15 protein-coding genes and 1 riboswitch are annotated in these 22167 nt (G+C 70.0%); of the genes, 9 read left to right on the top strand and 6 right to left on the bottom strand.

Features of this window, described 5'->3' with window-relative positions; all coding sequences use genetic code 11:
• Nucleotides 1–45 precede the first annotated feature (45 nt).
• The gene (locus RB614_RS03315) at nt 46–1308 is read right to left on the bottom strand and encodes a 5'-methylthioadenosine/S-adenosylhomocysteine nucleosidase family protein (protein WP_308710808.1); all 1263 of its coding nucleotides are present in this window, start codon (nt 1306–1308) and stop codon (nt 46–48) included.
• Between the two features lie 226 nt (nt 1309–1534).
• On the opposite strand from RB614_RS03315, the gene RB614_RS03320 reads away from it, so the two are divergent.
• The 6 genes from RB614_RS03320 to RB614_RS03345 all read left to right on the top strand — a co-directional run bounded on the left by RB614_RS03320 (nt 1535) and on the right by RB614_RS03345 (nt 11664).
• The gene (locus tag RB614_RS03320; protein WP_308710809.1) at nt 1535–3694 is read left to right on the top strand and encodes a hypothetical protein; all 2160 of its coding nucleotides are present in this window, start codon (nt 1535–1537) and stop codon (nt 3692–3694) included.
• Nucleotides 3691–4746: an endonuclease domain-containing protein gene (locus RB614_RS03325; protein ID WP_308710810.1), complete on the top strand. Its 1056-nt coding sequence runs from the start codon at nt 3691–3693 to the stop codon at nt 4744–4746. Before RB614_RS03320 ends, RB614_RS03325 begins: the two co-directional genes overlap by 4 nt.
• Complete coding sequence (locus RB614_RS03330) at nt 4746–5396, top strand: hypothetical protein (protein WP_308710811.1); 651 nt, start codon at nt 4746–4748, stop codon at nt 5394–5396. The genes RB614_RS03325 and RB614_RS03330 overlap by 1 nt, the downstream gene beginning before the upstream one ends.
• On the top strand, nt 5393–8566 hold the full coding sequence (locus RB614_RS03335) for an ATP-binding protein (protein WP_308710812.1): 3174 nt from the start codon (nt 5393–5395) through the stop codon (nt 8564–8566). The genes RB614_RS03330 and RB614_RS03335 overlap by 4 nt, the downstream gene beginning before the upstream one ends.
• A 234-nt stretch (nt 8567–8800) precedes the next feature.
• A complete protein-coding gene (locus RB614_RS03340; RefSeq protein WP_308710813.1) occupies nt 8801–10345 on the top strand; it encodes a glycoside hydrolase family 10-like protein in 1545 nt (514 codons plus the stop codon).
• A 147-nt stretch (nt 10346–10492) separates the two neighbouring features.
• Nucleotides 10493–10626, top strand: a riboswitch (cyclic di-AMP (ydaO/yuaA leader).
• A gap of 3 nt (nt 10627–10629) precedes the next feature.
• Nucleotides 10630–11664: a coiled-coil domain-containing protein gene (locus RB614_RS03345; RefSeq protein ID WP_308710814.1), complete on the top strand. Its 1035-nt coding sequence runs from the start codon at nt 10630–10632 to the stop codon at nt 11662–11664.
• Nucleotides 11665–12154: 490 nt separating this feature from the next.
• Here RB614_RS03345 and RB614_RS03350 read toward each other — a convergent pair whose 3' ends face one another.
• Together RB614_RS03350 and RB614_RS03355 are read right to left on the bottom strand one after the other, a co-directional pair.
• Nucleotides 12155–14524, bottom strand: coding sequence for a glycoside hydrolase family 65 protein (locus RB614_RS03350; RefSeq protein ID WP_308710815.1), 2370 nt, complete (start codon nt 14522–14524; stop codon nt 12155–12157).
• On the bottom strand, nt 14521–15264 hold the full coding sequence (locus RB614_RS03355; RefSeq protein ID WP_308710816.1) for an HAD family hydrolase: 744 nt from the start codon (nt 15262–15264) through the stop codon (nt 14521–14523). Before RB614_RS03355 ends, RB614_RS03350 begins: the two co-directional genes overlap by 4 nt.
• A 133-nt stretch (nt 15265–15397) precedes the next feature.
• Here RB614_RS03355 and RB614_RS03360 point away from each other — a divergent pair, with 133 nt between their 5' ends.
• A complete protein-coding gene (locus RB614_RS03360; protein WP_308710817.1) occupies nt 15398–15913 on the top strand; it encodes a DUF4442 domain-containing protein in 516 nt (171 codons plus the stop codon).
• Between the two features lie 13 nt (nt 15914–15926).
• Nucleotides 15927–16928: an acyl-CoA dehydrogenase family protein gene (locus RB614_RS03365; protein ID WP_308710818.1), complete on the top strand. Its 1002-nt coding sequence runs from the start codon at nt 15927–15929 to the stop codon at nt 16926–16928.
• Nucleotides 16929–17042: 114 nt separating this feature from the next.
• On the opposite strand, the gene RB614_RS03370 is transcribed toward RB614_RS03365, so the two are convergent.
• From RB614_RS03370 to RB614_RS03380, 3 genes are all read right to left on the bottom strand, one after another.
• A complete protein-coding gene (locus RB614_RS03370; protein ID WP_308710819.1) occupies nt 17043–17942 on the bottom strand; it encodes a hypothetical protein in 900 nt (299 codons plus the stop codon).
• Nucleotides 17943–17969: 27 nt separating this feature from the next.
• Nucleotides 17970–19286: an ABC transporter ATP-binding protein gene (locus RB614_RS03375; protein WP_308710820.1), complete on the bottom strand. Its 1317-nt coding sequence runs from the start codon at nt 19284–19286 to the stop codon at nt 17970–17972.
• 179 nt (nt 19287–19465) lie between these two features.
• Entirely contained in the window at nt 19466–21265 is a 1800-nt protein-coding gene (locus RB614_RS03380) for a CDP-alcohol phosphatidyltransferase family protein (RefSeq protein ID WP_308710821.1), read from the bottom strand.
• A 227-nt stretch (nt 21266–21492) separates the two neighbouring features.
• Here RB614_RS03380 and RB614_RS03385 point away from each other — a divergent pair, with 227 nt between their 5' ends.
• Nucleotides 21493–21696 (top strand): PspC domain-containing protein, encoded by a 204-nt coding sequence (locus RB614_RS03385; protein WP_308710822.1) that lies wholly within the window; start codon nt 21493–21495, stop codon nt 21694–21696.
• Nucleotides 21697–22167 lie beyond the last annotated feature (471 nt).

Here is a 22167-nt window from a genome sequence, read left to right on the forward strand (position 1 = left end):
TGGACTACGAGCTCGTGTGGCCGGGCAGTGCGGATGTGACCGCGCCTATCGAGGCCCGACACTCCGGAACGTCACGTCGTCGCCCATTGCGCCCACCGGCAGGCAGGAGTCGCCTGCGCCTCCGCGGCCGTAGGCGCTGAGGATCCCGACCGTTCCAGCCATCTCGGTCGCGCGTTGCTTGCCCGTGGCCGTCTTCGCCACGAGGCGTTCCAGCAGGGCGAACATGACCTGCGCCGACGCGCGGGCGGCGAACTGCCTGTAGCGGTCGTCTGTCCTGGTGTCGGCGTGGTCCATCACACCCTTGGCGACCAGCCAGGCAAGTCCCCGGTCATGGGCGACGGTCGCGATGGTGGCGGCCTCCATCTCGACGGCGCTGACCATCCGCATGCCCATCGCCTTCAGCCGGCTCCAGACGTCGGGGTCGGCGACGACGGCGCTGCCGCTGGCCATGGGGGCGGCGAGCACGCGAAATGGAAGCTGCCGCGGCCCGTCGACGTCGTCGTAGAGCCGCCGCCGCACGAGGTCGGACCCGTCGCTGGTCAGCGCGGCCTCGCCGGTCGGCTCGCGCCGGATCAGACCTTGTTCCTCAAGCTGCGCGAGGCGCCGCTGCCAGGTACCGCTTGGGAAGTAGGCGTCGCGCGCGGGGTGGCTGCGCGGTTGCCGCCCGCGGTGTAGCTGTTCGAGAAACCAGAGCAAGGCCTCGTCCTCGCTGGCGTCGCCGTAGCTGGCCAGACCGCTGGGGTCGAAGTCCTGCACGGCGCGCAGCCAGCGGGGCTCCAGCCGGTACTGCCGGTGATCGCCCTCGAACCCGGCGGCCGACCGCTTGCCCTCGTCCCATTCGTAGACGGGTTCACCGACCACGACGTCACCCAGCGCCGTGTCCGCGGGGTTACCGGCGCAGACGCCACACATGGCCAGCAACGCCGGACGCAGCCGATCGACCAGCGACGCGGCGAACGGTCCCGTAGCGCGACCGCCCATCTGCGTCGGCCGGGCCAACGCCATCGTGAATCGAACCCTCCCGTCGACGCGGTACTCGCCCCAAAGGAACGGTGGGACATCGCCCGGGTCGCGCTCCTCCCACCGGAGCACTCCCGGACCCGCCGGAGCCATCGCCAGGCCAGCCGCCTTGGCCGCGTCGAACTCCTCCGGCAGTGCCGCAACGACGAGCACATCGACGCGGTCCACGCTTGACCGGTAGTGATTCACCACGCTCTCGCGGAGGGCGCGGGGAGCCAGGCCGTCGAAGCTGGTCCGACGCCACCGTTCCGTGTCGGCTATACGCAAGATAGTGAGCCAGTTGTCCATCGGGACCCCCTGATGTTTCGCGGACCTTTCGCGGATGGAACCCATGTGAGCAGCACAAACGTGATCCGATCGAGGTTGTGGAACGATCCCGCACGACCTCGAAGGGGTCCGTTCGGGGGATCATGGCGCTCAACTCCGGGGATGGCTTTCCGGATAGGCGGTTCGTACGCTGTTCCCGAACGTTCGACGTCATCCCTCAGACAGCATCGAGGCGTTCGCAAGGGGGTTGAGCCATCTGGCAATCGTCAGTGCTGCCGATCTTGCGAACGCCCAGGACTGGACGGCGTTCGGGAGGCTCCTCAATCGGCTGAAGATCGATCAGGCTATGTCGTTCACGGCCATTCAGCAGCGGGCCAAACGTCTCAAACTTCCACGCGATCTCCCGCCGGCGACGCTGAGCCCGGTGATGAAGGGCAGGCGCCCGGCGAAGGAGGTGCTGACCTGCCTACTGAAGGTCTTCGAGGTGCCTCAGGCCGACCAGGTGACGTGGGAGGAGACCTGGAACCGGCTCGCCGAGGCGCAGCCGCCCGGCCCGATACCGCGCTTCGACGAGGTATCGCCCCGCCAGTTGGGGATCCACGCGGCCATCACCGCCGACGACAGCTTTGGTGACCTGCCCGAGTACGTGAGTCGTGACTTCGACGATGACCTGCGGAAACACATTTCCGCGGGCATCGAGCGGGGTTGCTTCGTCCTCCTGGTCGGCCGATCGTCATCGGGCAAGACACGATCGCTGTACGAGGCCGTCCGCGTGGTCGCTCCAAACTGGCCAGTTGTGCAGCCGGCCGGCACCGGTGAGATCGTCGAGCTGCTGGACGGCCCACGGCAAAGGACCATCGTCTGGCTCGATGAAATGCACCGCTTCTTCGGTGCCGACCCTCGGCTGACCAAAGAGCACATCATCCGGCTGCTCCAGTTCCCCGCGATCGTGGTCGCGACCCTGTGGCCCGACGACTACCTGAAGCGAAAGACGCCCCGCGGCCTCGGCGCGCCCGCGGAGGTCGAAAACGATCGCCGCCTCCTCGAACTCGCCGAGGTCGTGAGCGTGCCGGACGTCCTGTCGGGGTCGGAGCAGGCGGAGGCCGAGCGCGTCGCGGAGACCGACACTCGGATCCGGCTCGCGCTCGATGTCAAGGACGCCGGCCTCACTCAGGTGCTGGCCGCCGGACCCGACCTGCTGCACCGGTGGGAACAGGCACCGGATCCCTACGCCAAAGCCGTCATCAGCTTTGCCGCCGACGCGCGGCGGCTCGGGGTCCTGTCGCCGATCGCCCAGAACGCGTTCGAGTCGGCGATCGGCGGTTATCTGACCTCCTCGCAGCGCGTCGATCGGCCGCGGCAGTGGCTGGCGGATGCGCTGGCTTTCGGTAGGCAGGAGCTCCACGGTGCGGTGTCGGCCCTGGCTCCGGTCGACGACGGCGAGGCCGGGTTGCTGGCCGGCTACGTCGTGGCCGACTACGTGGCCCAGCACATCCGGCGCACCGAGTGCCCTCCGCGCAGTGCGTGGGAGACGCTGATCTCCACCGCTGACGATGCGGAGGACCTCCGTCGTCTCGCCGCTGCGGCGAACGCGCGGATGCGCTATTGCCACGAAGAAGAGGCGTTGCGCCGGCTCTTTGACCTCCATGGCATGGGAGCTGTCGAACTCGCGGATGTGCTTTTCCGGAGGGGACGCGAGCGGGAGGCCGCCGACCTGCTGCGGCGATACCTGCGTGACGTTCCGGATGATCGGTCAGCTGCCCACCGGCTTGACCACATCGTCACGCTTGCCCAGCGCATCGACGAAATGCGCGCTGCCTCGGACGGCGACCTCGAGGCTGGCTGGCGCCTGGCCGAGATGTTCGTCGACGGCGGCGAAGCCGACGCGCTGCGGGCGAGGGCCGACGCCGGCAGCCTCCTCGCCGAGGAAGACCTCGCCGCGCTGCTGGCGGAGCGTGGAGCGGTCGATGAACTACGTGAGCGGGCCGATCGAGGCAAGCAACCGGCCGCCAATTCCTTGGCCGAACTACTGGCGACGCACGGCCGGGTCGACGCGCTCCAGGCGCGCGCCGATGCCGGTGACGAGGCCGCCGCTCGCCAACTGGCCAAGCTCCTCGCCTCGGACACGACCGTCGACGGCGGCGCCATCCAGACCCAGCTCGCCTTCTTGCGACGCCGGATCAGCAGCGGAGACGAGGCGGCGGCCCGGCAGCTCACCGCGCTCCTCTTCGACCTGCGAAACGAGGCCGAGCTCAGGCGCGAGGTCGACGCGGGCACCTTTCAGGCCGCCGAGCGGTTCGTGGCGTTGCTCAACGCCACCGAGAACGTCGATCGCACGCTCGTCAACCATCTCCGCGCGCACGGTCTCGACGCGGACGGCGTTCCATATACGCCGCGCGAGGCGTGACAGGAGACGCGATCACGATGATGCGCAACGGAGAGGCCGCCTGGCACGATCAACTGGCCAAGGTTCCACTCGATCGGGTAGTCCACTTCTCGGGCGCCTCGGCCGCGGATATCGTCGCGACCGTCGCTCGGTTCGGCGATCTCCCGGCGGCCGTCGTGGTGGCGCCGTCGGCGACCGGCTCGGTGGCTGTTTTCGTGGCAGAGGTGCTCGATGCCCTTGACGCGGTCGCACGACAGCTCCTCCCCGGATGGCTTCCGGAGGCGGATGAACTCGACGGTCCGCAAGGCGCCGCGCTGGCCGCCATCCGGGCCGTGGCGACCGAGCGTGCGCGGGTCGCGGGCTATTCCAGCGCGTTCCTGACCGACCTGGCGGAACGCGCGCTGACCGGCCGCCCTTCGCGTGCGCGGCTACGGCCCGAGGTCCGGGCCGCGGGGCTTGCCCGCACCGTCGCGGAGGGATTCCAGCGCGACCGGTTGGTGCTGGCGATACCTACCGGGACGAAGCCTGGGCCGATCCCGGCCGCCAACATCGTGGTAGCGGCCTCGGAGTGGCTCGCCGATCGCGGCCGGCTGGGGGTGTGGCTCACCGGCGCCGAGTCACCCAACCCCGAGCGCGTCGGCACCGTCCACCTTCGGCCGGTGCCGCAGAAGACCGACGCGGCGTCGACGCCGGCCGAGGCCGGGCCCGAACTCGGACGGCCGCATCCGCGTAGCGGCGTCGAGGCCGCTCTCGAGGCGGTGCTGGCGCGACGGGAGTGGGCGTACGGCCGGATCTGGAATGGAACGTATCGACCAACATTGATAAGGAGCCCGATTCGGCCCGACCTGCTCTGGCCCGCCGAGCGTGTGGTGGTGGAGCTGGACGGGCTGGAGCATTGCCGGCCCGAGCAGTACGACGCCGATCGGGTGCGCGACGTGCAGTTGCAGCTGGACGGCTACGCCGTTCTCAGGTTCACCAACGCGCGAGTGATGCACGACATCCAGGCGGTAGCGGCGCAGATCGAACACCTCATTCGGACGCGCAGACATGACATGGCGAAAGGAACCGCATAGTGGCTGACAACCTCACCCCGTCCGAAAGCGCGCTGCTCATCGTCTTGATGGCGGAGGCGCGGGAGATTTCCAACCCTGATCTGGAGAAGCGCTACCGGATAACGTTGACGGGCGCGAGCCGCGAGAAGCTCAACAGAGCCGGCTACGTCAAGAGCTCGAAGGTGGGCCGGTCCTTCGTCCACGTGCTGGACGACAAGGGTTGGGATCGCATACACCAAGAGCTCAACTTCGACAGTCCGCGGTCCAGGGCGTTGGGCGCAGCGTTGAGCGCGTTGCACGACAACCTCCGAAACCGGGTGTTGAAGGGGGGCGCCTATCAGAGATTCGGCGAGATGTTCTCCCGCATGGCCCCGGTGCCCCATGAGGACGTCGCAGTGCCCGATGACGACGACCTCGACGCGCGGATTCGCAAGGTCTACGACTCGCTGACACCACACTCCGGTGCCTGGCTCAAGCACACGGACGTTCGCCGAAAACTCGCCGACGTGCCCAGCGAGGCGCTCGACGCGGCCTTCCGGCTGCTGAGCCAGGCGGAAGACGTGGAAATGATGCCCGAGTCCAACCAGAAGACGCTCACCGACGAGGACCGCCGCAATGCGGTGCGGGTCGGCGGGCAGGACACGCACCTGATTGCCATCGGAACGCGATGAACGAAGACGAACGCAAAGCACTGGCGGCGCTCAGGTTCGACTGGGCGCCGGTACCCGATGACGTCTGGCGGCCGTCGCCGTTCCATGTCGAAGGGCTGCACCAAGGCGTCGTCAACGATGTCCTCGCGGGCATGGCCGACGCGAAAGCGAGCAAGGACGCCAGCCCGCTCGGCCTCGTGTTGAAGGGCCGGCGCGGCTCAGGTAAGACACACCTGCTCGGCTGGGTTCGCCAGCAGATCCAGGACCAGGGCGGCTACTTCTTCCTGGTGAGCCTGCTCGATGCCAAGGGATTCTGGGACAGTGTCCTGGCCTCGATGCTGGAAGGGCTTTTCCGGAGCGTGCCGGGTAGTGACACCCAGCTGCGATTGTTCCTGCGGCGCCTTTCGTCGGTGGTTGGCGCACCGCGATCGGCGCGACGAGCCGTCATGGGCGAGACCGAGCTGACCCCGGCCGCGCTGGACGCCTTCGTCCTCGGCCTGGCCGACTACGACCGGCTGGTCGCGCGCGAGTGCGATGACACCGCCCGCGCGCTCGCCCTCTCCGCCTCGGATGACGTCGCCCATCGCGACCTCGCGGAAAACTACTTCAGCTCGGAGCCGGAGGCCGAGCCCGGGGAGCGCGCCCAGTGGCGCATGCGGCGTAAGCCGCGGACCGCGCAGGAGATCGTCCGCGAACTGTCCAAGCTGCTCGCGCTGACCGGCCCCACCGTGATGGCCGTCGACCAGATCGACACGCTGATCTCACAGTCGTCGGTGGTGTCGCACGACGGCCAGCAGCCCGAACCGTTCAACACCGACGACTGGGCGCAGTTGCTGGTCCTCGAGCAGATCGCGCACGGGTTGATGGCGCTGCGCCAAGACACCCGCCGGACGCTGACCCTCGTGGCTTGCATTCCACCGTCCTGGATGCTCATTAAAAACAGAGCGACCGACACCGTGCGCGACCGCTTCCGCGAACCCGAGGAGATGCTGACGATCCGGGATCCGGCCGTCGCGCGGAGCCTCATCGAGAAGCGGTTCGCCCACAGCTTCCGGCAGGTCCGGTTCTCGCCGCCCTATCCGTCGTGGCCGATCCGTCCCGAGGCGTTCGGCACCGCTGCCAAGTTCACCCCCCGGCAGTTGCTCATCGAAATCGACGCGCACGTCCGCGACTGCCTGCTCAACAACCAGGTCCGAGAGCTCAAGCACCTGGGCGAACCGCCAAGCAGCGAGCCGAGTGCGGCGGCACTCGTCCCCACGAGCATCACGGACGACGTACGCAAGCAGTTTGACGAACGCTTCAGCGAACTGAAGGGCGAAGCCGACGTCGTGACACCGCTCGACCCAGCCCGTGAAGACACCGTCGTTCCGGGTCTGCTTTCGGCCGGGCTGACGGCATGGATCATCGAACAAGGAGGGACCGACGAAACCTTCAACCAGGACGGTCCGCCGAGCGCCAAACCCGCACTCCACGCCCGGCTCCGGCGCACCCTCAACGAGGGCACGGAGGACCAGGCGCACTGGTCCTTTCGGGCAATCAGCAGCAGGCACCACGGCGTGGCCGCGCTGCACCGCATCAAGCGAGCGGTGACGGCGGCAGGTGTCGAATACCAGGTGCCGAAGCGCAGACTCTACTTCCTGCGCAATGGCGCGTGGAGCGGTCCCAAGACATTGAGTGTCATCGAGGAACTGAAGTCCAAGAACACGACGACGCTGGCTTTCGAAGAGTCTGATCTCCGTACGTTGGCCGCGCTCAAGGTCATGCTCGACGAAGCGGCCGTCGACCTCCCCGCGTGGTTGATGCAGCGGCGACCGGCCAGCGAAATCCAGATCTTCCGCCAGGCCATGGCGGTTCCATCGGAGCCGACGACGTCGAAGGCGACCGAGCCGCCGTCGAATGAGTCGCCGGCCGTCACCGAGCCAACCCCCTCAAGCCAGACGACCGGCGAATCACCGCAAGCCGTGCCGATGCTGACGGTGGGCCACGACTACACGACCGGCGAGCCGGTCCGCCTCGCCCTTGAGTCCTTGCGCAAGCACGTCGCGATCTTCGCCGGCTCGGGCTCGGGCAAGACCGTGCTGATCCGGCGCCTGGTCGAGGAGTGCGCGCTCCACGGCGTTTCCGCCATCGTGCTCGATCCCAACAACGACCTGGCCAGGCTCGGCGACCCGTGGCCGTCGCCGCCGAAGGCATGGGGCGACGGCGACGCGGGCAAAGCCGCCGACTACATCGCCGGCTCCGAGGTCATGGTATGGACGCCGAGGCGGGAAACCGGGCGACCGCTGAGCTTCCAGCCGTTGCCAGACTTCAAGAGCGTCCTCGACGACCCGGACGAGTTCAACGAAGCGGTCGACTCGGCGGTGGCCGCGCTGATCCCGCGGGCACGGCTCGACAGTCGGGCCACAAAGGCGCACCTCGGCCTCGCCGTCCTGCGACGCGCGGTGGACCACTACGGTCGGCGCGGCGGCAGCACATTGCGCGGCCTGATCGAGACGCTTTCCGACCTTCCGGACGGGGTGAGTGGGCTCGAAGAAGCCGACAAGATTGCCAGCGGCCTGGCCCAGACACTCACGGCGTCAATCGACAACGACCCGATGTTCGGCGGCGACGGCACACCCTTGGACCCGGCCGTCCTGCTGACACCGTCGGCCGGAAAGCGCGCGCGTATCTCGGTGATCAGCCTGGTCGGACTCCCCTCCGACGACATGCGCCAGAGCTTCGTCAACCAACTGGAGATGGCCCTCTTCGCCTACATCAAGAAGCACCCGGCCGGAGATCGGCCGCTGCTCGGCCTGTTTGTGATGGACGAAGCCCAGACACTCGCACCATCCGGAACCATGACGGCGTGCACGCAGAGCACCCTTGCTCTGGCCTCCCAGGCGCGCAAGTACGGCCTCGGGCTGGTATTCGCCACCCAGGCGCCGAAAGGACTGCACAACCGCATTCCAGGCAACGCGGCCACCCAGTTCTACGGCCTACTGAACAGCCCGATCCAGATCGAAGCCGCGCGGGAAATGGCGAAGGCGAAGGGCGGAGACGTCCCGGACGTCTCGCGGCTGAGCACCGGCGAGTTCTACGTCGCGGCCGAGGGCGAGGCCCCGCGAAAGGTGCGAACGCCGCTGTGCCTCAGCCACCACCCGAAGAGCCCGCTGACGACCGAGGAGGTCATCGAGCGCGCCCGTGCCCGCTAGAGGGCTTTCGAATTCCGAAGCACCGCCGGCCGGGTGGTCGGTGAAGCCGAGCGGCAGTGCGTAGTCCACCGACAGCGCCGAACGTGCTGGCCGTCGCCCCGAGCAGGCGCCCGTTCCGGTACAGGGAGAGCTGCCGAGAGGCGTCGTCGTACCAGTCGAGGATGCCCACCGCGCTGGTCCGTTTCCGGTTGCATCGCGTTTCGCCTTTCCGGCACTCCCGGGCATAGTGGTGCGATGGCCCACCGCTCTCGGGTCCAGCTGGCAGTGCTGCTGGCGGCCGTCATACTCCTCACCATCGGTGTCGCTCGTTGGCAGACCCGGCCGGGCGCCGCGACCCAGCCGGCGGCCGTGACCAGCGCCTGCGCCGGACACCCGCTCACCGCCACCCGCCAGCTGCGCGGCATGTGGCTGACCACGGTGAGCAACGTCGACTGGCCCAGCCGCCCCGGCCTGCCCGAAGACCAGGTCAAGGCGGAGTACCGGGAGTGGCTCGACCTGGCCCAGCGGCGCGGCCACAACGCGGTCTTCGTGCACGTACGGCCGGCCGGCGACGCGTTCTGGCAGTCCGACTACGCGCCGTGGTCCTACTACCTGACCGGGCGGCGGGACGGGCAGGGTCCGGGGTGGGACCCGATGGCGTTCATGATCTCCGAGGCGCACGCCCGCAACCTGGAGTTCCACGCCTGGTTCAACCCGTACAAGGCGAGCCAGTCCGGCGTGTTCGCCGAGCTGCCGGGCAACCATCCCCTCCGCGCGCACCCGGACTGGGCGGTGGCCTACCCGGCGAAGGGCAAGGGCAGCCGGCTGTACTACAACCCCGGCATCCCGGAGGCGCGAAAGTTCGTGGAGGACTCGATCCTCGACGCGGTCAACCGGTACGACCTCGACGGCGTGCACTTCGACGACTTCTTCTACCCGTACCCCCAGGGACGCGAGGACTTCGCCGACGAGGCCACGTTCAAGGCGCGGGGGCGGGGCATCGCCAGCAAGGCCGACTGGCGGCGCGACAACGTCAACCTGCTGGTCCGCGAGACGAACGAGCGGATCAAGGCGGCCAAGCCGTGGGTGAAGTTCGGCATCAGCCCGTTCGGCATCTGGCGCAACGCGTCGACCGACCCGCTCGGCTCGCCCACCCGCGGGCTGCAGAGCTACGACGCGATCTACGCGGACACCCGGCTCTGGGTGCGGGAACGCTGGGTCGACTACATCGTGCCGCAGCTCTACTGGCACATCGGCTTCGCGGTCGCCGACTACGCCAAGCTGCTGCCCTGGTGGTCAGAGCTGGTGGCGAACAGCCCGGTGCAGCTCTACGTGGGCCAGGCCGACTACCGCGTCGGGCAGAAGGGCGCGTGGAGCAACCCGGGCGAGCTCGACAAGCAGCTCGCGCTCAACCGCAAGTACCGGGTGACCGGCAGCGTCCACTTCAGCGCGCGGCAGGTGAAGGCCGACCGGCTCGGCGCCGTGTCGCGGTACGCGGCTGCCCACTACGCCGAGCCCGCGCTCGTACCGGCGATGCCGCACCTGCCCGCGAAACGGCCGCCCACGCCCGAGGTCGAGGCGGATCGCGTGGACGGCGCCGTACGGCTGCGCTGGGAAGGGGACGCGACCAGCTACGCGGTCTACCGGGTCGACGGCGACGCGGCGAGGCTGGTCGGCACCACGCGCGGTACCACCTGGGTGGACACCACGAAGAGCGAGGCGCCGCACACCTACTGCGTCACCGGACTCGATCGATTGTGGAACGAAGGCAGCGCGAGCGAACCGCGCGTCGTCGCGTAGACACGCTTTGCAATCCATCACCGAACGTCGCTGTCTTCTGACCCTTTTTCTCGTACTTTTGCCTGGTCAGAGCGTTACTGAAGGCCGCTGTAGATCCGGTAAGCTTTCCGGCGGTCTGCCGCGCGACGGTGCCCCCACGGCGCCGGCGGCACACCGCCGCCTAATCGCCCGCACGGGCGAGTCGGGGAACCAGGTAACTGGGGTGAATCCGCGCGCAGCGGTAGGGGTCCTTCCGTCCCGAACCCGTCAGCTAACCCGGCCGGCGGCCGATGGGAGGACTGTGCATGACGGCATCCGTACGCCGCCGGCGGTGGTCGCTGGTCGTAGCCCTGGTCGCCGCGGCGGCCGCGTTGCTTTCCGGGGTGGCCTTCGGGCCGGGTGGAGCGGCCGCCGCGCCGAAGCCCAACCCCGGCAACGAGGGAAGCACACCGCTGCTGCGGGACGTGCTCTCCGAGACGAGCAAGGGGTACATCGACGCCCGCAACGCGGTCACCAAGTCGCGTAACCGGCAGCTCCAGCTCCAGCTCGAACTGCAGAAGGCCGACGAGACGGTCAAGGCGATGGAGCCCGAGATCCAGCTCGTGGTCGCCGCCTCGTACCGCAACGGCCGCATCGGGCCGATGAGCATGCTGCTCAACAGCTCCTCCCCCGACGACCTCCTGCAGCGGGCGGCCGCCCTCGACCTGCTCGCCGCCCGCGACAACGCCAAGCTCGCCAAGCTCAACGCCGCCCTCGACCAGGCCACCCGCGCCAAGGCGGCGATCGACGCGGAGCTCAAGGAGGAGCAGAAGCAGCTCGCCATCATGGCCAAGCAGAAGTCCGAGGCGGAAAAGGCACTGAAGCTGGTCGGCGGCAAGGCGACCGGCGGCTTCGTGAGCGCCACCTCGCCGGTGGCCCGGCCGGCGCCACGCAACAGCGACGGCGGGTTCTCCTCGCAGGGCTGCACCGCCGACGACCCGACGACCGGCCGCTGCATCACGCCGCGCACGCTGCACATGCTCAAGGAGACCCAGCGGCTCGGCTTCAACCGCTTCGTCAGCTGCTACCGGCCCGGCGGCCCGTACGAGCACCCCAAGGGGCGCGCCTGCGACTGGTCCGCCGAAAAGAACGGCTTCGGCGGCGACGCGGCCGGCTCCGACAAGCTCTACGGCAACAACCTCGCCGCCTTCTTCGTCCGCAACGCCGACCGGCTCGGCATCATGTACGTAATCTGGTACCGCCAGTTCTGGTCACCCGCGAACGGCTGGCAGTCCTACAGCGGCGCCGGCGGCGACCCGTCCAGCGACCACACCAACCACGTACACATATCGATGCTGTAGCACGCCCGATTCGAGATAGAAATTCGAGCTACCGCGATGTCCGCGGTGGTCCGGACCGTTGCTCCCGCGGCCTCACCCCGCGCGGTCGGCGATCTCACCCCGGCCCCTGCGGGGAGCCGGCGCCACATCTGATACGGACCGGGGCAGACCCCGCTCGACAGCGGACCGTCCCAGCAGATCGTGGTACCAATCCGCCCGCCCGAGGGCACCTGCGTACCACGATCTCGACCACGGCCGGTGTTGATCGCGGCCCGGCCCGCCTGGGCCGGTCGACGGCCTGACGCTCGTGGGCGTGCCAGCTCACGAGCTTGGTCGAACTCGCGTGAGTGGCGGCGAGCGCCAGCTCGCCGCCGGCCGCAGCGGTGCCCGCGGGAGCATGCGGTCCGCAGCTGGCGCGGGCCGGGGCAAAGCTGCCTGGCCCGATTTGGAAAGCGCTCCAGAGGGTGCGAAAAAGCCCCGCGCGACCGCGCGGGGCTTTCGGTCGTGGTGCCTACTGGTCGGGCATCCGGCGGGCCGGGGCCCGGCCGAAGGGCTGGCGCGGCGGCGGGCCGACCGGGGCCAGCGCGGGGATGGTCAGGGTCAGCGGGCTGTCGCTGGTGACCGTGACGTGCTCCCCGTGGTGGAGCAGGTCGAGCTTGGCGCCCTCGCCGCCGTTGCGCAGCGAGTAGGTCACCTCGTCCGGCTGGACGCTGACCCGCAGCCGGAGCCCGCGCCAGAGCAGCGAGAACTCCATGTGGTTGATCCGGCTGGGCAGGCGCGGCGCGAACGACAGGTTGCCGCCGTGGTCGCGCATGCCGCCGAGTCCCGCCACCACGGCCAGCCAGGCGCCGGCGAGCGCGGCGATGTGCAGGCCCTCGCGGGTGTTGTTGTGGATGTCGTGCAGGTCCATCAGCGCGGCTTCGCCGAGGTAGTCGTGGGCCAGCTCTAGATGGCCCACCTCGGCGGCCATGACCGCCTGGGTGCAGGTCGACAGCGACGAGTCGCGCACGGTGCGCTGCTCGTAGTAGGCGAAGTTGCGCGCCTTCTGCTCGGGCGTGAACGCGTCACCCCGCCAGTGCATGGCCAGCACCAGGTCGGCCTGCTTGAGGACCTGCTTGCGGTACAGGTCGAAGTACGGGTAGTTGAGCAGCAGCGGGTAGCCGCTGGGCGGGGTGGCCGCGAAGTCCCACTCCTGGAGCCGGGTGAACTCCTCGCACTGCTGGTGTACGCCGAGCTCCTTGTCGTACGGGACGTGCATCGCCGCGGCCGCGTCGCGCCAGGACGCCGCCTCCTCCTCGTCGACGCCGAGCCGGCGGGCCTGCTCCGGGTGGCGCAGGGCGGCGTCGGCGGCGCCGATGAGGTTCTTTTGGGCCATCAGGTTGGTGTAGATGTTGTCGTTGACGACCGCGGTGTACTCGTCGGGGCCGGTGACGCCGTCGATGTGGAAGACCCCATGCCGGTCGTGGTGGCCCAGCGAGCGCCACAGCCGCGCGGTGTCGACCAGCAGCTCCAGCCCGACCTCGCGCTCGAAGTCGAGGTCGCCGCTGGCCACCACGTACCGCTGGACCGCGTCGGCGATGTCGGCGCCGATGTGGAAGGCCGCGGTGCCGGCCGGCCAGTAGCCGGAGCACTCGTGCCCGCGGACGGTGCGCCACGGGAAGGCGGCGCCCTTGAGCCCGAGCGTCTGCGCCCGCTCCCGGGCCAGGTCGAGCGTGGCGTGCCGCCACCGCAGCCCGTGCGTGACCGCCTCCGGCTGCGTGTACGTCAGCACGGGCAGCACGAACGTCTCGGTGTCCCAGAAGACGTGCCCGTCGTACCCGGGGCCGGTGAGGCCCTTGGCCGCGATCGGCCGCATCTCCGCACGGGCGCCGGCCTGCAGCACGTGGAAGAGCGCGAAGCGCACCGCCTGCTGCACCTCGGGGTCGCCCTCCAGCCGCACGTCGGCGGCGTCCCAGAAGGCGTCGAGGTACTTGCGCTGCTCGCGGACCAGCCCGTCCCAGCCGGAGAACTTGGCCGAGGCGACCGCCGCCCCGACCTGGTCGCGCAGCGCCGGGAACGAGCGGCGGCTGGACCAGCCGTACGCGAGGATCTTGACCACGCGCAGCTTTTCGCCCGGCTTGAGCACGGTCGCGACCGTGGTGCGGGCGAAGTCCGGGTAGGCCTCGGTGCTGACCGACGTGCGCTCCGGCCCGTCGATCTCGTGCTCCATCGCGGCGGCCATGCGCAGGCCGCTCTTCTTGGTGCGGTGGATCAACAGCCCGCCCGCGGCGGTCGCCAGGTGCTCCTCGGCCTTGAGCGGGGCCTTGAGCACGGCGGCGACCCGGGGGTCTTTGCGGGTGGGCGGCAGCTCCTCGTTGGCCACGAGCTCGGACTGCACGATCAGGCGCAGCGGCCGGTCGTCGGCCACCTCCACCTCGTAGCAGATCGCGGCGACCGCGCGCTGCGTGAAGGAGACCAGGCGGGTGCTGTGGACGCGCACCGCCCGCCCGGCCGGCGAGACCCACTCGACCGTACGGTCGAGCGTGCCCGTCTGGAGGTCGAGGACGCGCTGGTGGGTGCGCACCTCGCCGTATCGGACGTCGAAGGGCTCGTCGTCGACCAGCAGGCGGATGAGCTTGCCGTTCGTGACGTTTACGACCGTCTGTCCGGACTCGGGGAAGCCGTAGCCGGCCTCCGCGTAGGGCAGGGGTCGCAACTCGTAGAACGAGTTGAGATAAGTGCCCGGCAACCCGTGCGGTTCACCCTCGTCAAGGTTACCGCGGAGTCCAATGTGGCCATTGGACAGCGCGAAGACCGACTCAGACTGAGCCAGCACATCAAGGTCGAGCCGGGTCTCCCGGACGTGCCAGGGCTCTACCGGGTAAGCCCGCTCACGGATCATGGATTCTCCAGCAAGTCACTGAGGTCGCGCACGACGACGTGGGCGCCGTGCTTGTATAGCGCGTCGGTTTGACCGACCCGGTCGACCCCGACGACGAAGCCGAAATCGCCAGCGCGGCCGGCCTCCACACCGGCCAGGGCGTCTTCGAAAACGGCCGCAGCCGACGGCGCGACGCCGAGCAGCTTAGCTGCGTCGAGGAACGTATCGGGGTGCGGCTTGCCGCGTAGATTGTCGCGTCGGGCGACGGTGCCGTCGACGACCACTTCGACCTCGTCGATGAGGCCAGTAACGGTCAGAATATCGCGGCAATTGGCGCTTGCGGAGACCACAGCGCGACGCAATCCTGACTCGCGGACCGCCTTGAGATAGGCGACCGAACCCTCGTAGACCTCCACCCCGTCTTCGCGGATGTGGCGCAGCAGCAGCTGGTTCTTACGGTTGCCGATGCCGTTGACGGTCTCGACGCTCGGCGGGTCGTCCGGGCTGCCCTCGGGGAGCGTGATCCCCCGCGAGCCGAGGAAGGTGCGCACGCCGTCCGCCCGCGGCCGGCCGTCGACGAACCTGTTGTAGTCGTCACCGGGATCAAACGGACGAAACGGCTCACCCGTACGCTCGGCACGGTCGCGCAGGTAGGCGTCGAAGGTCTCCTTCCACGCGGCGTTATGCACCTTCGCGGTCTGCGTCAGCACACCGTCGAGATCGAACAAACAGGCGGTAACGCCATCGGGGAGTCCCAACACTCGGACAGAGTAACCGCTACGAGTCTGATGAAACTGCCGGCTCACCCGTGGCTTTTGTGGTGACTGTGAGTACCTGGGCGGGCCGACTTTTCGGGGGGTCCCACCTCGATTACTTGCGAGTAACATCGCCCGTATGTCCATCGACGCGGAGTCTGTCGGCGCCGGGATGCTCCAGGCGGTGCCGTTCGCCCGTACTCTCGGCTTCGAGTTTCTCGAGGCCGCAGCCGACGTTTCCCAGGCCGCATCCGGCGGCGACGTTCCCGAGGCCGCGCCCGGTGGCGACGGCGGTGTCCGCGCGGTCGTCCGCCTGCCCGACTCGCCGGCGACGCACAACCACGTCGGCGGCCCGCACGCCGGCGCCATCTTCACGCTGGGCGAGACGGCGTCCGGCGCGGTGGTGCTGGCGGCCTTCAGCCACCTGCTCGACCGGGCGGTGCCGCTGGCGGTGCGGGCCGACATCGCGTACAAGCGGCTGGCGCTCGGCGCGGTCCGCGCCACCGCCCGCCTGGGCCGCCCGGCCGCGGAGGTCGCCGCCGAGCTCGCGGCCGGTACGCGCCCGGAGTTTCCGGTGCTCGTCGAAATCGCCACGGAAGACGGCGAGACCACGGCCGAGATGACGGTGATCTGGACCCTGCGGCCGCAGCGCTGAGTACCGTGCAGGCGTGACCGACCCGCTGGAAAAGGCGCGGCAGATCGCCGACGACGTGCTCTTCCCCGCCGCGCTGGCGGTCGACGCCACCGGTGTCATCCCGTCCGGCCACCTCGACCTGCTGGCCGAGGCGGGCTTCTACGGCATGGCGGCCGAGGAGGTGGCTCCTGCCGGCCAGGCCGCGGCGGCCCGGGTCGTCGAGACGCTGGCTGGGGGCTGCCTGGCCACCACGTTCGTGTGGATGCAGCACCACGGTGCCGTGCGGGCGGTGGCCGGCAGCGGGCGCCCCGATCTGATCGAGGAGTGGCTCGACCCGCTGTGCCGCGGCGAGCGCCGGTCCGGCGTGGCGCTGGGCGCGCTCCGGCCCGGCCCGCCGTCGGTACGGGCCACGCGGGTCGGCGGCGGCTACCGCCTGGACGGCGCCTCCCCGTGGGTCACCGGCTGGGGCATGATCGACGTCCTGCACACCGCCGCCCGCGACGAGTCGGATACGGCGATCTGGGCGCTGGTGGACGCCGTGCCCGGGCCGACGCTGGGCGTACGGCCGCTGGAGCTGGTCGCCGCGAACGCGAGCGCCACGGTCGAGGTCACCTTCGACGGCCACCACGTACCGGCTGAGCGGGTCACCGCCACGCTGCCGTACGCCGAGTGGGGCGCCCGGGACGCCGCCGGGCTGCGGATGAACGGCTCGTTCGCCCTCGGCGTGGCCGAGCGCGCGATCCGCCTGCTCGATCCCGGCCCGTACGCGTTGACCGCGGAACTCGACGCGTGCCGGGCCGCGCTGGACGCCGCGACCCCCGAGTCCCTCCCGGTGGCCCGGGCGGCCGCCTCCGAACTGGCGATGCGGGCGGCCACCACGCTGACGGTCGCGGCGGGCGCGCGGTCGGTGCTACGCGACCACCACGCGCAGCGCCTGGTCCGGGAGGCGACGTTTCTGCTGGTGTTCGGCTCCCGCCCGCCGATCAAGTCAGCCCTGCTCAAGCTCGTCTCCCACCAGCGCGCGACGCCCGCCTGACTCGCCGGCGGGCGCCGCGGCGGGTGCCAGCCGGCGCCGCACGGAGCCGGCGGCGCCGCACAAGCCAGCCGGCGCCGGCCGGCGCCGCACGGAGGCGGCCGGCGCCACACGGGGTCAGAACAGGCCGGCGATCGTCTTCAGGATCTCGGCGTAGAAGTTGCCCTCGATGCTGCGAAACAGTGCGAACTCCTGCCCGGGGCTGCCGAAGAACGGCCGCAGCGTCCAGGCCAGCTGGGTGCCGACGAAGCCGAAGAGCAGGATCCAGATGTACAGCAGGGTCATGCTCGCCGGGCGCTGGCCGTCACGGACCGGGCGCGGCGAGGTGGGGCGGCTGACCGCGAAGGGGACCCGGGCGCCCGGGTCCCAAGCGGCGGCGGGGAGCGGCGCACTGACCACAGTGGACGCCGCACCGCCGTTGACGGCGGCCGGGGCGGTGGCGGGCACCGCCGGGACCGGCACCGCTTCCGCCTCCGCCGGCACGGCGGCGGGGACAGCGGGCGCCGCGGCGGGTGCCAGCAGGCCGTGCTCGTTGAGCACCTGCATGCCGCCGGTCAGGAAGCGGAGACCCACCAGCGCCGACAGCGTCAGGATCGCCACGTTGAGCAGTTTGAAGAAGCCGTAGTCGGGCGCGGTGATGAGGAAGAAGAGGCTGATGGGCGCGAACGCCACGGCCAGCATCGCGGTGACCGTGATGGCCACCATGACCATCGCGAGCGCCTGCCGCACGGACAGTCGCGCGCCGAAGACCAGGTTGAACAGGTAAAGCGTGGGGAGGCAGATCGCCAGCGTGACGAGGAAGAGCAGCGGCAGCTTTACCGCCGAGGTCAACGCCATCAGGACACTGTGGAACGCCCCGAGCACGGCGCCATACAGCGCCAAGGCGATGGCGGAGCTGGCCAGCATGTGGGTGGTCAGCTGGCCAAGCTCCCGCTCGTCAACGATCTGCTGCCAGATGCTCTGGCGATCGCGCAGGATGCGCTCGATCACGAGCAATCCGGAACCGTTAGCGGACATCCGCTGACGGTAGGGCACCGGGTGTGACTAGCGCCACCCCACGTCGATGCGATCGCCGCGCTCGTCGAAGAAGTGCAGCGCGTCCATCCGTACCGAAATGGCCAGCGGATGCCCCGCGGACACCGCCGGGTACGGCGCGAGCCGCACGGCGAGCTCGGCCGGGCGCCGGTGGTGGCGTCCGGGGTCGCTCAGCACGCTGGTGCGGTTGCCCTGCCCGGTGGCGGGCTCGGGCCGACCCGCCTCGCCCGCCGCGCGCCCGGTGAGCCGCTGCATCACGTGGCCGAAGCGGCGCAGCCGGCTGCCGCCGTTGGCCCCCTCGGCGTCGGTGACCGGTCCGCCAAGGTCGTCGACGAGGATCGCGGTGGCTCCGATGTCGAGGAACGCCAGCGACTCGTGCCCGTGGTGCTCCAGGTATCGGATGCGCCCCTGCAGTACGTCGCCCGGCGTGCCCGGGGCCACCGGCGTGAGCGCCTCGGCCCGCATGCCGACCACGATCCGCTCGCCGTGGTAGTGCGCCACGGCCCGCGCCCGGATGTCGTCCCACGGCAGGTAGAGGGCCTGCTCGCCGAGGTTGAGCGCGACGTACCGGTCGAGGTGCACGTAGACCGACGCCTCCAGCAGGTTCATCCGGGGGCTGCCGAGGAAGGCGGCGACGTAGAGGGTCGCCGGTCGCCCGTACACCTGGGTGGGGGTGCCCACGTCCTGGAGCACGCCCTTGCGCATGATGGCGACGCGGTCGGCCATGGTCAGCGCCTCGGCCTGGTCGTGCGTCACGTAGATCGTGCTGACGCCCAGCTCGCGCACCAGCCCGGAGATCTCCGCCCGCAGCTCGGCGCGGAGGCCACTGTCTAGATTGGACAGCGGCTCGTCCATCAGGAAGAGGCCCGGTCGCCGCACGATCGCCCGGCCCATCGCCACCCGCTGGCGCTGGCCGCCGGAGAGCTGGCTGGGCTTTCGGGAGAGCACGTCGCCGATGCCGAGAGCGCTCGCCACGTCGGCCACCCGCTCGCCGCGCGGCTGCTGGTCGACACCGGAGAGACGTAGAGGAAATCCAATATTTTCCCCAACAGTCATGTGGGGATATAGGGCGAAATCTTGGAATACCATGGCGATCCGCCGATCGCGCGGCGGAAGGTCGTTGGCCAGCTCGCCATCGAGCAATATCGCTCCCGTGGTCGGGTCTTCCAGCCCGGCGACCATGCGGAGCACGGTCGACTTGCCGCAGCCCGACGGGCCCAGGAGCACCATGAACTCACCGTCGTTGACGTCGAGACTGACGTTGTCGACGGCGACTGTGCCATCTGGAAATACCTTGGTGACATCCTTGAGCGCGACGGTGGTCACCGTCACCTCCCCGCAGCTTCGTTGCCGGCCCCCGAATAGGTAACTGTGACGAGCGTTACGGCTTCAGCCCATCGGGTAAACGTTCCATGTTCGTGCTGTGACAGGGTGATTACTGCCCAGTTCAGGCGAGATTTTCGGTACCCACGGCTATGGGCGACGAAACCGGCAGGAAAGTGGCGTCAGCGACCGGCCGCGCCGTAGCTCCAGGTGCGCCACGCATCGACGACCACTAACGCCACAAGATACCCGCCGAGCATCGCGAACGCAGCCGTGGCCGCCCCGGCGAACGCGCAGACCACCAGCACGACTAGCCGGCCGTCCCAGCCCAGCCCCAGCCGGTGCAGCGGCGGCCCCTCGATCCGCTTTTCCAGGCGGGTGGTGAAGTCGCCGTGGTGCAGCGCGAGCGCGGCCAGCAGCAGGAAGACGACCGGGAGCGGGACCTCGTACGCCAAGCCGGCGGCGACCACGAAGAGCATCTCGGCCGTACGCAGCGCCGCCGGCACGAGCCAGTCCAGCGGGCCGTCGTGCGGGTGCCCTGCGCCGAGCGCCGCGGCGAACACCAGTACGAGGAGCGCCACGACGGCCAGATCACTCCCGCTGGAACGGGCCACGAGCAGCGCCGCCGCCGCGCCGGCCACCGCGAGCAGGGCCGCGGCCAGCGGCTGCACCGACCAGCGACGCAGCAGGTGGGCGGCGGCACCGTCGTCCCGGTACAGCGTGGGGTCGGCCGAGGCGAAGACCGGCACCCGCATCGAGAGGGTGCGGGCGGTGCGCAGGACCAGCGTGTAGCCGGCGGAGAGCGCCGCGCACACCAGCACCGCCAGGAGCGCCACCCACTGGTCGAAGAGCGCGACGCAGACCGCGATCACCGCCCACCGGACGCCGGCCGGGAAGAGCGCGGTCTGCTTGAGCCAGTACGCCGGTGAGCCCTGGTCGGACTGCACCCGGTGGGAGAGCCGGCCGAGCCGCCCCGTGGCGGGGGTGGCCCGGGTGGCGGCCTCGTCGTGCAAGGCGAGGTACCACGTGTCGGTCTGCTGCCGGACCGCGATGAGCAGCAGGACGCCGACGGCGACCGCCCACCCGTCACCGTGCGCGCCCGCCGCGAGCCCGGCGTAGACGGCGGCCTCCTTCGCCCGGTCGGCCATCGTGTCGAGCCACCCGCCGAACGGGCTGAACCGCCGCGTGTAGCGCGCGAGCTGGCCATCGACCCGGTCGAGCACGAAGCCGAGGTAGAGCAGCACCGCGCCGAGCAGCAGCGCCGGGCGGCCACCGGTCCAGAAGAGCAGCGCCGCGAGGACCGCGAGCGCGACCGAGGCGGCGGTGACCGTGTTGGGGCCGAGACCGACCCGGGCCGCCCAGCCGGTGAGGCGCGGTGACCAGGAGCTGACCAGGTACGTCGCGACGATGTCGTCCCGCTCCCGCACGGCCAACCGCAGCTCCACCTCGTCCGGGTGGATCTCGGCGATCGTCGCCTGGGCGGCCGCGCGGGCCACGCCGTCACGGGCCCGGGCCGCGACGAGCTGCCGCACCCGCTGGCTGAAGACCGTGACGCCGACGCCGCGGAGGGCGGCCGGCAGGGAGTCGAGGCCGACGCCGACCCCGCCGCGCGCGGCGGCCATCAGGTCGGGCAGGGCGGGCGGGTCGACCCGAAGGGCGCCGCCGAAGGCCGCATTGGGCTCGCCCGGCACCAGCCGGCCACGCTCCTCGCGGATCCGCTCGCCGCGCGAGCCGGCCGCCACGTCGACCACCAGGGCGACCGTCGAGCCGGCCGGATTGGTGGCCAGGTGGCGGAGCACCGCGGTGTGCGCGACCAGGTCGTCCGAGCAGATCAGCAGCGGCTCGTCGGCCGCGCTCGCCATGCCGGCGAGGCCCGCGAGGTCGGGAACGGCCACGACTTTGTCCACGCCGGCGGCGCGCAACTGCTCCGAGATGGGCCCGGCGGTCAGCTCCAGCCCGGATGTGACGATGACACCCAACATCGATGAACGCCGTCCCTACCCCAGGATTGACGCCGCACAGGCTAGCAGCTTGGGCCCGGTTCAAGAGATCTGCCGAGGCGAGCCGGAGTCCAGGTGGCGGTCGCCGCCTGGGCCCGCGCGGCCCGGCAAGGGTTTGTGAACGTCAGGGAAAGCCCTCAGTGTGTTTTCAGGGGGAGGTCGGTGGCGTTACCGAGGCGGGCGGCGCGCGGCGCTCATACCGTGGATCCATGAGGACGAAACTCGTACGACCCCGGGACAATCGGATGATCGCCGGCGTCTGCGCAGGCCTCGGCCGCCGCTTCGGCATCTCGCCGAACGCGATGCGCCTGATCTTCCTGCTCTCCTGCCTGCTCCCCGGCCCCCAGTTCGTGATCTACATCGCGCTGTGGATCATCATGCCGAACGAGGAGCGCTACGCCACGACGTACTAATGCCACTCAGCCCAAGTCGATCCCCGGGTAAGCCCGTCCTGGACGAGAGGCCGGTAGACGCAACGGCGATCCTGGCATTTCAGTGCCCCTCCGAGGGCACCTGGATACCACGATCTCAACAACGCCGTCCGGTGATCGCGGATGGGTCTGCCGGGCAACGGCCTGACGGCTCCCGAGTGTGCCCAGCTCACAGGGCCTTGACCGAATCAGCGTGACCGGACCACCGCGGACGTCGCGGTAGCTCGAATCTTGAAATGGATCTTCTAGGCGCTGGCCACTAACGTTCACCGGGTGACCGGCGGCCTTCGGCCGCTGGTCACCCGGCGCCGGCGAAGCCGGCAAAGGTTGGTGGCCACCGCACGAGGGAGGCTTCGCCTCGGACCGCCCAGACGGGTGATTGGCCTGGTGGGGCCGCTCGCGGTGGTCGCATCCTCGCATCCACGGATGTGGTTGCGGGAGGTGCACGGTCAT

Source organism: Phytohabitans maris (assembly GCF_031085175.1).
Classification (GTDB): Bacteria; Actinomycetota; Actinomycetes; order Mycobacteriales; family Micromonosporaceae; genus Phytohabitans; species Phytohabitans maris.